Source organism: Psychrobacter faecalis, from assembly GCF_016107575.1.
Classification (GTDB): domain Bacteria; phylum Pseudomonadota; class Gammaproteobacteria; order Pseudomonadales; family Moraxellaceae; genus Psychrobacter; species Psychrobacter faecalis.
On record NZ_JABAST010000055.1, the window covers coordinates 1 to 13,408 of the forward strand.

The window sequence follows — 13,408 nt, forward strand, 5'->3', positions numbered from 1 at the left end:
TGGCAGCCTCCCCAATACTAACCAGTTTCCCCATAACTTGCTCTCTATATTATAGATATAATCTATCTATTATAGTAATAAATAGGTAGGTTTGTATATGTTTTATTTAACTGTTTGCAACCCTACGTAGCAATCTGTAAATCGTACTTGCAATCACTCAAGTCATTGGTTAAGATAATTATATTCTGAAGTGTTGGCTAGTAGATGTTTATTCCCTGAGCCGATAATGCTTTACCAGGATGTGGTACCTATTGCCTCATTGTGTATGCCTGCACCGCTTGCGGTGTCTCAGGAAACCTGCAGAGGCAGTGACGCATCCGCCCTGAACTTCACGGTTCATGGGTCACCATCTTACGGCGGCACTTCGGTTGTTTTATTCAGTTATTCACTATTTTATTTATAAATATTATCTTTTATAAAAAATAGTTTTAAAACTCAAAAGCCCCTTTTATTAATGATAAAAGGGGCATTTTTATGTCGGCAAGAATATCTATTTAATAATAAATTGATTATTCGTCATTGGCAGATTTGGTAATTTTCTTCACATCTTTAGGGATGTTTTTAGCCGTCCCATCGACAGTAGTATGTTGTTTAAACACATTGCCAAACGGATTTTGTTGCTGTTGACCAAATGGATTTTGATTGTTCATACCACCAGCACCGCCAAATGGATTCTGACCGCCCATGCCGCCTGCGCCACCAAACGGGTTTTGTCCACCCATCTGTTTTGCCATCATCTCCATCATTTTTTGCTGATTGTTCATAACGTAATTATTAGCAAAGTCTTTGAGCTTTTTTTGCACTGGCGGCAATATCACCAGTAAGGCTAATAAATCACTGAGCACACCTGGAATCAGCAGCAACAGACCCGCCGCTGCTACAGCGACACTTTTAATCATGGTTGATTCTTGTGGACGCATCGCAGGGTTCATCATACCGCCAGCTTTCATCTGCTGCGCCATTGGATTGAGTGCTGCCATCCCTTTACGTATAAAAGAGATACCGATAACGGCGGCGATAATAAACCACATAAATACCCACCAACCGCTCATAAACTGCGCAAGTAAATACCAAAGCAGCATCTCGATAATAAACCAAACGATGGCAATACCAACTATCTGACCCATAAAGTGTCGTCCTATAAGATAAAATCTAAAAAATTAAGCGCCATGCAAATTAATATGGCTAACATATGATGTATATGGGGATTGATTGCTATACTATCAAACTTACGGCTGATTTTTAAGCCATAAAACAAAATGTAAGTAAGACGGAATACTATGGCAATTATTATCGGGATTGACCCGGGTTCGCGCATGACTGGTTATGGCATTATCCAACAAACGGGCGACAAACTAACGTATATAGACGCAGGCACGATTCGTACAGATACCAAAGAGATGCCTGAGCGCCTAAAGCGTATTTTTAATGGCTTAACGCGTATCACCCAGCATCATTTAAAATATGGCGACGAGCCGATTTATACCGCTATCGAGCAAGTTTTTATGGCAGAAAACCCAGACTCAGCGTTGAAGCTCGGGCAAGCTCGCGGTGCGGCGATTGCTGCTATGGTCGCTCTTGATTTAGAAGTATCGGAATATACCGCTCGCCAAATTAAACAAGCGGTCTGCGGCTATGGTGCAGCGGCAAAAGAGCAGGTACAAGAGATGGTCTGTCGCATTTTGGCGTTAGAGGTGGTGCCCCAGCAAGATGCCGCTGATGGTCTTGCCTGCGCCATTTGTCATGCGCATTCAAGCCATTCCATGAACAAACTCATAATGAATAGCGCCATGCGCGGACGCGGCACATCGAAGAAAAAAGGTCGCTGGCGTTTGACCGAAGAAGACTTAGGCAATTTGCGTTAAAAAATAAGTTCGCAGTAAAGTAATAGAAGTAATAAATATAAAAAAACACGCATCCAAACGGCGCGTGTTTTTCGTTTAAATTATCTCTTCTATTTGAGTCATCGTTTAAAATAATGAAAATGACCAACAAACCTACTCTAACAAAGCATTACTCTACCACGCTACTCTCAATCACTGCATCGAGTACATAGGCATATTCTTGCGCTTCTTCATTCTCGTTAGCGTCTAACTGATAGCGCTGAAGACGTAGTACTTCATCGTGCATACCATCGGGCTGATAGCCATCGATTTCACCGTTAAAGGCTGTCCACTCACCTTCGCTAACCTTGATACCTTGGTCATCATAAGTAATGGGTTTTACTTGTAAGCATAACTCTGAACTCTTGTCAGCGCAGGCTACTTTCTTAGCATTGACTGCCCAAAATACCGTTTCACCTTTACTGTTGTATTTGGCCTGTGAGGTTAACTTACCTGCCCAAACTAACGTCGCCGCGTCGCTTGTGATTTGCGTTAAGATTGGTTGACGACTTTCAGCCGTTGCGCTCTCAGCACTACCGTTTTCGACATTGGCGTCTAATACTAAGGTCAATTGATTCTCACCTTGCATTAGCTCATTCAATTGGTTTTCAGCCTTATCAAGCTCACCGCACGACATTTTGGTGCTCATACCGTCTTCGATGGTCAACGTCTGACCCTGAAGCTGATATCCTGCGCTCATGGTATTGCAGCCGACACTATAGTTTAGGCTATTCTCGCCTTGGTATTGGCTAAAGCTCAAGCGCACTTGGTCTTTGATATCGAGCAGTGTATTTAGTGGCTGGGCGCCTTTATCGCTTGCAGACATCAGTGTCCAGCGATAACGGGTAAGATTGGCTATCATTTGTTCTTCAGTGCTCATCTCAGCCGCCTTGGACTCATCATTTTCTAGCGTAGCATCAGGCGTAGCAGCATTACCATCGACTTCGTTAGCATTTTCTGTCTGTACATCATTCTCGCTTGGTACTGAGGATTCTTGGCAGGCAGTTAATGTCAGACTTACCGCTAGAATGCTAGGCAATACAGCAAATCTAGCCAAAGACTTTATAAAAGATGATTCCGTAAAATATTGGGTGTCAAAAGATGAGGTCATAACAGTCATACCTTGTGAGTAAACCTTTTCGATATTCCGCTTTTTAACATACGAAGTTTTTACTATACAAATCGCAATTGTATCTGTTTTTGTAAAGTGTTCATAATTTGACCACTATAGCGCCGATGTCATCTATTATTGTTACAAAGTGTTTAATTTTATAGATTGATAGTAACTGTTTTCGATAGTTTTTCTAATTTTACAATAAAAAAAGCCTTAACTGGCTAATATGGTGGTTAGCGCATTAAGGCTTCTGGCTATGTAAAGCTCGATTTATAAAGCGACCTTATCATTCATCATAAGCAGGTTTGGCTTTTGCCATATTTTTAATACTAAAGCGCTCATGCATCATTTGATAAAAACGCGCCAAATTTTCGCCCTGCTCGTTTGGATTAAATTTTAGCGCTTTACCAAAATCTAGACCCAAATACAGTACGATATCGGCAAAGCTTAACTGGTCACCGACCAAATAATCATGACCGTTTAAGGCATTTTCAAAATAAGGTAGGGCTTTTATCGCGCGGGCAATAGAGGGCGCGACAAACTCAGGTACTTGCTCGACACGCTGCGCTTTGGACGGATGGCTATGCTGAAACGCCAGCATAAAGTTATATAGCACCTCAAACTCGGCAATACGGCGCATCGAGCATACTTGCGCCCGCTGTACGACGTCATTACCCATCACTGAACGCTCACCATAGACGCGGTCGAGATACTCGCATACTGCCTGCGAGTCATTCAGCACCGTACCATCATCCAAGGTTAGAACGGGTACGGTCTGCATAGGGTTAATTTTGGTAAATTCCTCGGACATCTGCTCATTGGTAGCGAAGTCGATGTCGACCACATCAAGATCATCCATATCATCGACATCGATACCTTTTGACGCTAATAAAATAAGCGCTTTACGTGGATTTGGGGCGGTACGGGTTAAGTATAATTTTTTCATGGCAAACTCCTTGTAAGACGGTTTTAAAGCGACTCAGCGCCCTTTGGTTTTATTATGGTTATTGCATTATCGGTTATGGATAAAACTGTGAATATCATGTGTAGACATTTCAGCCTGTTATTATCATAACAAAACCTCATGCAATATGCTCTTCTAATAAAAGGCTGAAAAGCTAAAGAAGTAAAAGCCCTATAACATGACGTCATAGGGCTTATTAACTTAAAACAACTGCTTGGACTAGCTGCTCAACTTATTTGTTAGGCGCAGGCGTGGTACGGAGATAAGGTTTAATTTCGGTATGGCCTTTTGGATAATTGGCGGGAATATCTTCATTTTTCACGCTTGGTGGAATGATAACGTCATCGCCTTCTTTCCAATCAACTGGCGTTGCGACGTTATACTCATCAGACAATTGCATCGCATCGATAACTCGGACGATCTCATCAAAGTTACGGCCACAGCTGGCTGGATAAGTCAGCGTTAAGCGTACTTTTTTGTTTGGATCAATGATAAATACACTTCGAACCGTCGCGGTATTGTCGGCATTTGGATGAATCATGTCATAAAGATCCGCCACTTTGCGGTCTGAATCTGCAATGATAGGGAAGTTAACAGCGGTACCTTGGGTTTCTTCAATATCTTTGGCCCAGCCTTTATGGTCCTCTAAACCATCAACTGATAGGGCGATTGCTTTTACATTGCGCTTTTGGAACTCACCGCCTAATGCTGCGGTACGACCAAGCTCAGTGGTACATACTGGCGTGTAATCTGCAGGATGTGAGAAAAAGACAACCCAACTGTCCCCTGCCCATTCGTGGAAATTGATATCACCATCAGTGGTTGTCGCGTCAAAATTTGGTGCAGTATCACCTAAACGTAAATTTGCCATGCTTTATTCCTTATTTATATGAGTGATGAGCGTTAGTATTTATTCACCTCTAAAGGTATCCATGCGCTCTATTGTTATAAACGTATTTAGTTATAAATGTTCCTAGTTATAAATGTTCCTAGTTATAAATGTTCCTAGTTATAAATGTACTTAGCTATCAACATACTCGGTCAATACTACACAATAACTCAAATTACGTCAGCAAGAATTCTCTTCTATCTTAGCAAACTAGTTATGAATGTCTTGTGATGGATTGTAATGCGCTTATGCCATTTATTACTAAGAATCCAAGTTTGCATTTAAAACATTAACCAAATCAATATATTCTGAACCCTTCAAGAAAATCCACGTTCATAAAAAAGCCCATCTCTAGCGTACTAGAAATGGGCTTTTTTGAAAACTACTATTGTTGAGTAACGTTTTAAACTTTAATAATAGAGCCAATAGTTCTACACTAAGCCGGTTTATAGCTGTCACGTAAGCTCACGATTTGATTAAACACTGGCTTGTCGCTCGAGTGGTCTTCACTATCAGCAATAAAGTAGCCCTCACGCTCGAACTGGAATCGCGTACCAGCATTGGCATTAGCAAGCGATGGCTCAACTACGGCATCGAGCTCAATCAACGAGTTAGGATTTAGCGCTTGATGAACGTCGGCGACGCTACTTGGATCTTCAGCGCTAAATAGCTGCTCATACATGCGTACCGTCGCTTGCACGCCTTGGCTTGCTGAGACCCAATGAATCACGCCTTTAACCTTACGGCCTTCAGGGTTGTTACCCAAAGTCGCAGGGTCAATCGTGGCTTTTAGCTCAACAACATTGCCAGCGTCATCAAGAATATGCTCAGTCACTGCCAACACATAAGTGTTACGCAGACGGATTTCTGGCTTTTCTGGAGATAAACGCTTATAGCCTGCTGGCGGCTCGATCTCGTAATCGCCTTGGTCAATATAAAGGGTTTCGGTAAACGGAATTTCACGCTCGCCCATATCAACATTTGGATGGTTTGGCTGCGTGAGCCATAAAGTCTGAGCGTCTTCATCCCAGCGCGCATTGACGCTATCAGCTTTTTGCGATTCCCAACTGCTAACCGCATCGCTAAAGTTAGTAATCGTCACTTTTAAAGGTTTGAGAACCGCCATACCGCGCGCGGTCGTCGTCTCTAATGACTGACGAATACTAAATTCTAATAGACGAAAATCAACGACGCTGTCTACCTTAGTCACGCCGACGCGTTCACTAAAATCGCGTAAACCTTCAGGCGTATAACCGCGGCGGCGCATACCTGCAATCGTCGGCATACGTGGATCATCCCAACCGCTAACGATACCTTCGTCAACCAACTGCTTTAATTTGCGTTTACTGGTCAAGGTATGGTCGACGTTTAGACGACTAAACTCGTACTGGTGCGGCGGCACATCAAAGCCAATTTTTTCAACCGCCCAATCATAAAACGGACGATGGTCTTCAAATTCCAGTGTACATAACGAATGGGTAATGCCTTCGAGTGCATCAGAGAGCGGATGGGCAAAATCGTACATCGGATAAATACACCATTTATCACCGGTTTGATGATGGGCTTGGTGCATGACGCGATAGATAACAGGGTCGCGCATATTCATGTTTGGGCTTGCCATGTCAATCTTGGCGCGCAGCACGGCTTTGCCTTCGGCAAACTTGCCTTCTTTCATATCATTAAAGAGTTTTAAGTTTTCTTCAACACTGGCATCACGCTGCGTCGACGGCGTGCCTGCTTCATTAAATGAACCACGATTATCGCGAATTTGCTCAGGCGATTGCAAGTCCACATAAGCATCACCCTGCTCAATCAACTGTACGGCCCATGCGTACAACTGGTCAAAGTAACCGGACGCATGGTGCGCCTCGCCTGCCCACTCAAAGCCAAGCCATTTCACATCATTTTCAATATTATCAATATAGTCTTGCTTTTCGGCGGTTGGGTTGGTGTCATCAAAGCGCAAGTTACAAACGCCGCCAAACTCTTCGGCGATACCAAAGTTTAAGCAGATAGATTTGACATGACCTAAGTGCAAATAGCCGTTTGGCTCAGGCGGAAAGCGCGTCACGATTTGCGGGTATTTTTGCGCTTTGATATCGTCACGAATGATATTACGAATAAAGTCATTTTTTTGTTCGTCTTTTTGTACATTGTTGCTTGAGTGCTCACTCATTACTCATTGCTCCTAGCGCAAGGTTTTAGCCTTTAACACGTGTCATTACGCTTTATAAAAGGTTCAAAATAAGAAAATTTAAAATAATCAATCAAAAATCGCTGATAAAAGATAACGTTGCGTTATTCTATCAGCTTTTGCAAAGGCATTAACAGCCTGATACATGACAGACGACAAAAAAGCCGTTAGACTAGCCATAACTTTTTAGTCAGCAACTTTTTAACCACCACTTAACAGCGTTATTTTAGACGCTATAATCAAAAAGGAATATCACATGGTAGACATGCCACCAGTAGTAGAACTTGACACCAATATGGGTGCGATCGTTATCGAACTCAATGAAGAAAAAGCGCCAAAAACTGTCGAAAACTTTTTAAACTATGTTAAATCTGGTCATTATGACGGGACGATTTTCCATCGCATCATTGACGGCTTTATGATTCAAGGCGGCGGTATGGACGCTGAAATGAATGAAAAAGCGACCAATGCACCCGTTGAAAACGAAGCGGACAATGGCTTGAAAAATGACAAAGGTACGATTGCGATGGCCCGTACGCAAGACCCACATTCAGCAACTAGCCAGTTTTTTATTAACGTAAAAGACAACGATTTCCTAAATCACTCTGGCAAAAACATGCAAGGTTGGGGCTACACCGTATTTGGTAAAGTCACTAGCGGCATGGATGTTATCGACAAAATGCGCGGCGTACCAACGGGCCGTTTTGGCATGCATGCGGATGTGCCAAACGAGCCAGTGGTCATCAACTCTGCGACCATCATTACGCAGTAATCGTTTTTTTATAAACGGTATAAGATAAGCGGTTTGTTATTAACGGCCGCTTATCTTACCTTATGAGGATAAAGATACATGCAAAGCTTTAATCATTTAATCACGACCCGCCCTCATGAGGTGCGGCAAGTTTTGATTAGCGATTTGCATTTATCGCCAGAAGAGCCTGCCTTAGTGCAGGCTTTTTTGGCCCTGCTTGATGATTGCCTTGCCCTACCTCAGCTTAAACGCTTATTTATCTTAGGCGATTGGTTTGAGGTTTGGATTGGCGATGACGCTTATTTGACCTTATCAGAAGACGCGCGCCAAAACCATTGGCTCACGCCGCTTATCGTTAAACTAAAAAAACTGCGAGTCGCTGGCTGTGAGATATTGGTCATGCATGGCAACCGTGACTTCCTCTTAGGTCAGCCCTTTTGTAGCTTATTTGGCGGTGAGCTGATTTATGAGCCGTATTATTTAACCGTCGGACAGCAGAATTACCGCTTAGAACACGGCGATGCCTTATGTACCGATGATAAAAAATATCAGTTTTTTCGCAAAATGATGCGTAACCGTTTGACCCAATGGTATTTACTCAATAAATCGCTGACAAAGCGCTTAGCGATTGCCGATAAATTACGGCAAAAAAGTCAGCAAAATAATGCCAACAAAGCCGCTTATATCATGGACGTCAATGAAGATGCAGTAATACAAGCCATAGCAGACAGCGATGCGTTGTTACATGGTCATACCCATCGCCCAGCTATTCATCAGGCGACGGCAGATAAAAAACGCTATGTACTTGGTGATTGGCGCTTGCTTGATAAAGACTCACGCCAGCCAAAAGTCAGCGCCGTGATTGGGGCGGTGACGGCACATAAAAATTCAGATGATAATAATGCTGAGTTTGAGTTGATTGAGTTTAAGATGACTGTCTAAACTCTATCTAACCTGCTGCTACAATTTTTATAAAACTGTACGAACAAAAAAAACTCCGCTTAGCACGGAGTTTTTTTATTTATGAGAGTTAATTATTTCTAAACCATCGTTGTAAATGACGATTATCCAAAAACAACGACTTTACTCTGTCTCACCATCCTGCCAATGAAGACGCGCTACGCTGAGTTATAAAACCATCTGGCGTTTGACTGTTGTCTGCTTGCCAGCGCTGGAACGCCTTACGCGTATTGGTGCCAACGATGCCATCAGCGCCTTTGGTATCATAACCCATGCTGGTTAAACGCTGCTGCAAATTACGCACTTGCGCGGTCGATAATGGACGCTCATAGCGCGGCCATGATTTTTGTAAGCCGCTCTGACCTGCCAGCGCTTTACCAAGTAGGCTGACACCTAACGCATAGTTTGATGAGTTGTTGTAAACCTTGATGACATCAAAGTTTGGGCTAAGTAATAGGACTGGACCATCTTTACCAGCAGGTAGCCATAGCTCCATTTGCGTATTGGCATCTAAATAAACATCAGCGATGGTATCCACGCCCATCGCCGCCCATCTAGCCGCAGGTTGCTTGGTACCAACCGTTGAGTAATCAAACGACGCAGGTACAGTCGCTTCATAAAATGGCGCAAGGCCTCGCACCCAACCTGAATTACTCAGGTAATTGGCAGTAGAGGCCAGAGCATCGCTCGTTGCCCATGGGTTACGATGACCGTTACCATCACCATCAACGCCGTGTTTCAGCCAGGTATCAGGGATAAACTGCGTCTGCCCCATACCGCCTGCCCAAGAGCCATCGAGCTGTGACCATGAGACATCGCCGCGCTGCAATAGCGTCGCTAGTGACAATAACTGGGTTTCAGCAAATTCTTGGCGACGGCCATCATAAGCAAGGCTGGCAAGCGAGCTTGGAATACTGCTATTGCCCGTTACCACACCGTATGATGACTCCATGCCCCAAATCGCAGCGATGATTTCTGCATTGACGCCATATTGCGACTCTAACTGTGATAAAAAGGCGCGTTGCTCGGCAAACTTACGCTTACCTGTGCTGACACGGCCATCTGATACGGCAGAATCGACATATTCCCAAGGCATTTTAGAAAACTCTGGCTGCCCTGAATCTAGCGAGATAACTTGCTGATTTAAATAAGCCATGTCCATCAAACGACGCACGGTTGAAGCATCGTGACCCGCTGCAATGGCGCGCATCGAAAAGTCAGATTTCCAATCAGAAAAACTGTTATAGCTTGGCTTAGCAACTGGCTGCGGCTTGACGACTGGTACAGGCGTTGGCTTAACCTGAATGGTTTGAGTCTGGGTAATTTGCACATTACCTTGGCGTACAGGGGTATTCGGCTTTTGCATTGCCTGCTGACTGGTACAGCCGACCATGACTAACGCGGGAAACAAGGCAAGGTATTGTTTGTTTAATAACATAAATTTCTCAAATATGAATAATTAAAGCAACTGATAGCTAATAATTAATAGCGAGCAAGCAATAACAATTAACAGCCACCAAAAAATTGCAGCAAATTTAACGTCTTAAAATCTAACGTCTTAAAATTTAACGTCCAAGCACCGCACGTGGGTCGATAGGGTTACCATTTAGGCGTACTTGGAATTCTAAGCCGACTTGGTTGGTCTCGCCGCTGCTACCCATATTTGCAATACGCTGACCGCGCTGTACCGCTTCACCTTCTTTTACCAGCAAGGCACTGTTGTGCGCATAGGCGGTAATATAGTTATCGCTATGACGAATCATAATTAGGTTGCCATACTCAGGCAGACCGTTACCTGAATACAGTACGGTACCCGATTGGCTGGCAAGTACCGGATCACCGACATTACCGGCAAACCACATACCCATATTACCGGCAGCAGCATCAAAGTTACGAATCACTTGGTTGCGACTTGGATACTCATAACCCGATGTTGCGTTGGCGGTCACTTCATAAACAGGCGTTTGCGAATAGTTCGGAGTATTGTTCACAGGCGGTGTATAACTCGGCTGTGGCCGTGTTTGAGCAGGAGCATTATAGCGACTGTTATTATTGGCGTTTACTGGCTCGCCTTGCCATAATTTGAGCCATTGACCACTATAAATCGTATATTTGCTATCTAAACCATTGATCGCACCGATTTGGCGATAATTGAGACGATAGCGGGCGGCGATTTGACTGACAGTGTCGCCACGCTGCACACGATAATAATTGGGCACGCCTTGTCCGTTGGTGATAATCTTCGGACCCTGATTAGCGCCTTGATAAGTGGGCTTGGTGGCACAGCCAACCATCGTCACGGTCGCTGCCGTCAATGTTCCCATCAAGGCTAGGGTTGCTAAGCGCGATCCAGCAATAAGCTTCTTCATACAAGATTTCCTATTCTTTATGTTACTCACAAACTCCTTGTGTTACTCACAAGCATTTTGCTAACGGTTGTAACGTTTAATGTCCTAAACACCATAATTATGCATTTAATAACCAATGGTTTTTAGCTCATTCAATAATAAATGGTTTTTAGCGATTTTAAGCTCTAATAAATTTAGTACTAATAAATTTAGTACTAATAAACTTAAGCATTGGCCAATTTAAGCAAGGGCAAATATCATCATAAACTTAGATAAATCAGTCAATTTACAGCACTAATTACAGGGCTAATTACAGTACTAAGGCTGAGAGTGACGCAAGGGTTTCGGTCGGCGTATGATGCAGGCGCACAGGCGATACACTAATATACCCTGCTGCCACCGCTTGGTCATCCATCATCTGTATTTCTGCTGATTCAATACTTGCGTCGTCTGTTAATAATTCCCGTTGGCGTTTGCGTAACGATAGCCAGTAGGCATCGCGTCCGCGTGGATCGACCACATGATGAACGGGACGCGCAATCTGACTGTGACTCAGCGCTGTTATTTTTCGACCTTTAATCGCAGCTACGCTTTTGACATCAGGAATATTAACGTTTAATACATGATAGGGCAAATTTTTGCAAGCCTCCAATATCGGTGTATCGGTCATGAGTTTGACAATCTCATTGGCCGCCATTTGATAATGACTGGCCTGCTGCGCTTCGTCATTTTTTGTGCCGCCACCTACCAAAGAGGTTGCGATCGCTGGTATGCCAAAAAGCTGGGCGGTCAAAGCCGCGCCAAAGGTACCCGAAAATAAAACGTCCTGACCAAGATTGGCACCGGAATTGATGCCAGTAATCACCCAGTCAAAATCGCTATGACGATAGAGTTCATGTAACGCCAAATAAACGCAGTCAGCGGGTGAACCATTGACTGCTATAAAACCCGAATCTAACTTATGGGTATATAACGGCGTTGAGATGCTCAAAGCGCTGGCGCAGCCGCTTTGCTCATTACTTGGTGCGACCACCACCACTTCTGCGATGGTCGACAATGCCTGATAAAGCGCCAATAGCCCTGGCGCATGCACCCCATCATCGTTACTCATTAAAATTTTCATTTTTGCCCAATTTTGCTTAATATCGTCATTAATGACCGTCTGTCAGGTTCTCTACTTTTCTATCCTAAAACCGCTATAATTATGCCTGCCGAAATCAAGAAAAATAAAGACAGACATTATGGATAGTGCTGTCGCGTTTTAGATTTTGGGCGATTATACCCTACTCGCCTCGCGAGGCGAACCCAGACTTTAAGCAAGTTCAAATTACTATTTGATTTTATTCATAATTTTAATAGTAGCAGTAAGCATCTTTTGCAAAAGGTAAGACGTCGCGGTTACAGTAGGCAACAAGGGACAACACGAACAATTGATACTTTTATGTTGAGGTAACTTAGGGCGATATAATGCTGATATGTTGCTGTAAAGGCGGCTTAGCTCACAATATATCTACACATAAATCAATATTTTATGTGACTTTTATTTTTTTACCCATTAACATAGCACCATCAAACAAAGATAAGCGAGTGTAATACTGAATGAAAAATCAATCGATATTATCTATAGCTTCTGTGATAGCAAAGACCGCCTCAAAAGTTGGTCTTGCAGGACTGATAACGTCTATTGCTATGCTGTCTCAAGCGACCCAAGCTGCGTCCAATGCGTCGACTACCATTCCAGTAGATTTATCGGGCATTAATATCACTAAGCATGAGATTGCGGTGATGCATGTGTTATCAGAGATTTGCCCGCCGATGTTAACCGGCAAACAAAAACAGCGCTTTTATAAATCTTATAACGTGCAGCTGCATGAATTGATGCCATCGTTAGAGGATCCAAAAGCGGCTATTCAATACTTGTCTACGCAGCAAGATTACCGTCAAATTCTGCAAGGTATTCGTAGTTGGACCATGGGCTTCTCAAAACAAGAGAACAAAGCCTTATGCGAAGATTTGGCCAATGCTGAATATCATTAACCCGTTTCGATAGAAAAGTAAATTCGCTAAAATCTAGCATCTGGTCAACGTAAATAAATACCTTTACTATTAACGACAATAAAATCTGGTTATTATGACGTGATAGATGCTAGGCAAAAACCTTTGATAATTAGCTTTTAACAAGTGGTCTTATACATTTAAAATAAGCGTTTAAATTAAGCTCATACTGGGTTTATTAAATATTGAATTTATTTGACATACTCCCGCCACTTTCGACAAGCTCAAGCGGGGGATTCTAAAAGCAAAA

General features: G+C 43.2%; 12 protein-coding genes and 1 other RNA gene. 5 read left to right on the forward strand and 8 right to left on the reverse strand.

Translation table 11 applies throughout. The features are described 5' to 3' along the window. Positions 1–179: 179 nt before the first annotated feature. Positions 180–375: non-coding RNA, 6S RNA (gene ssrS, locus JFC07_RS12300), on the forward strand. A gap of 134 nt (positions 376–509) precedes the next feature. Here the strand turns inward: ssrS and JFC07_RS12305 are convergent. Further along, on the reverse strand, positions 510–1,127 hold the full coding sequence (locus tag JFC07_RS12305) for an FxsA family protein (protein WP_144297726.1): 618 nt from the start codon (positions 1,125–1,127) through the stop codon (positions 510–512). Positions 1,128–1,280: 153 nt separating this feature from the next. Between JFC07_RS12305 and ruvC the strand changes: the two genes are divergently transcribed. After that, entirely contained in the window at positions 1,281–1,865 is a 585-nt protein-coding gene (gene ruvC / locus JFC07_RS12310) for a crossover junction endodeoxyribonuclease RuvC (RefSeq protein WP_102076818.1), read from the forward strand. Positions 1,866–2,013: 148 nt separating this feature from the next. Here ruvC and JFC07_RS12315 read toward each other — a convergent pair whose 3' ends face one another. The 4 genes from JFC07_RS12315 to JFC07_RS12330 form a co-directional block, all read right to left on the reverse strand. Continuing rightward, a complete protein-coding gene (locus JFC07_RS12315; RefSeq protein WP_191692481.1) occupies positions 2,014–2,994 on the reverse strand; it encodes an META domain-containing protein in 981 nt (326 codons plus the stop codon). A gap of 289 nt (positions 2,995–3,283) precedes the next feature. Beyond that, entirely contained in the window at positions 3,284–3,943 is a 660-nt protein-coding gene (locus tag JFC07_RS12320) for a glutathione S-transferase family protein (RefSeq protein ID WP_102076821.1), read from the reverse strand. Between the two features lie 250 nt (positions 3,944–4,193). Continuing rightward, a complete protein-coding gene (locus JFC07_RS12325) occupies positions 4,194–4,832 on the reverse strand; it encodes a peroxiredoxin (RefSeq protein WP_068406656.1) in 639 nt (212 codons plus the stop codon). 454 nt (positions 4,833–5,286) lie between these two features. Continuing rightward, the gene (locus JFC07_RS12330; RefSeq protein ID WP_198329150.1) at positions 5,287–7,026 is read right to left on the reverse strand and encodes a glutamine--tRNA ligase/YqeY domain fusion protein; all 1,740 of its coding nucleotides are present in this window, start codon (positions 7,024–7,026) and stop codon (positions 5,287–5,289) included. Between the two features lie 274 nt (positions 7,027–7,300). Here JFC07_RS12330 and JFC07_RS12335 point away from each other — a divergent pair, with 274 nt between their 5' ends. Beyond that, positions 7,301–7,816 carry a peptidylprolyl isomerase gene (locus JFC07_RS12335; RefSeq protein ID WP_068406650.1) on the forward strand — a complete coding sequence of 172 codons (516 nt, stop codon included), beginning with the start codon at positions 7,301–7,303 and terminating at the stop codon, positions 7,814–7,816. A 78-nt stretch (positions 7,817–7,894) separates the two neighbouring features. Then, the gene (locus JFC07_RS12340; protein WP_198329151.1) at positions 7,895–8,737 is read left to right on the forward strand and encodes a UDP-2,3-diacylglucosamine diphosphatase; all 843 of its coding nucleotides are present in this window, start codon (positions 7,895–7,897) and stop codon (positions 8,735–8,737) included. Positions 8,738–8,888: 151 nt separating this feature from the next. Here the strand turns inward: JFC07_RS12340 and JFC07_RS12345 are convergent, their stop codons facing one another. The 3 genes from JFC07_RS12345 to surE all read right to left on the reverse strand — a co-directional run bounded on the left by JFC07_RS12345 (position 8,889) and on the right by surE (position 12,214). Continuing rightward, complete coding sequence (locus JFC07_RS12345) at positions 8,889–10,193, reverse strand: lytic murein transglycosylase (protein WP_198329152.1); 1,305 nt, start codon at positions 10,191–10,193, stop codon at positions 8,889–8,891. A gap of 127 nt (positions 10,194–10,320) precedes the next feature. Further along, complete coding sequence (locus JFC07_RS12350; RefSeq protein WP_193031894.1) at positions 10,321–11,124, reverse strand: peptidoglycan DD-metalloendopeptidase family protein; 804 nt, start codon at positions 11,122–11,124, stop codon at positions 10,321–10,323. A gap of 289 nt (positions 11,125–11,413) precedes the next feature. After that, positions 11,414–12,214 (reverse strand): 5'/3'-nucleotidase SurE, encoded by an 801-nt coding sequence (surE, locus tag JFC07_RS12355; protein ID WP_227671106.1) that lies wholly within the window; start codon positions 12,212–12,214, stop codon positions 11,414–11,416. Positions 12,215–12,702: 488 nt separating this feature from the next. On the opposite strand from surE, the gene JFC07_RS12360 reads away from it, so the two are divergent. Next, on the forward strand, positions 12,703–13,140 hold the full coding sequence (locus JFC07_RS12360; RefSeq protein ID WP_068406636.1) for an MCR_0457 family protein: 438 nt from the start codon (positions 12,703–12,705) through the stop codon (positions 13,138–13,140). Positions 13,141–13,408: the final 268 nt, after the last annotated feature.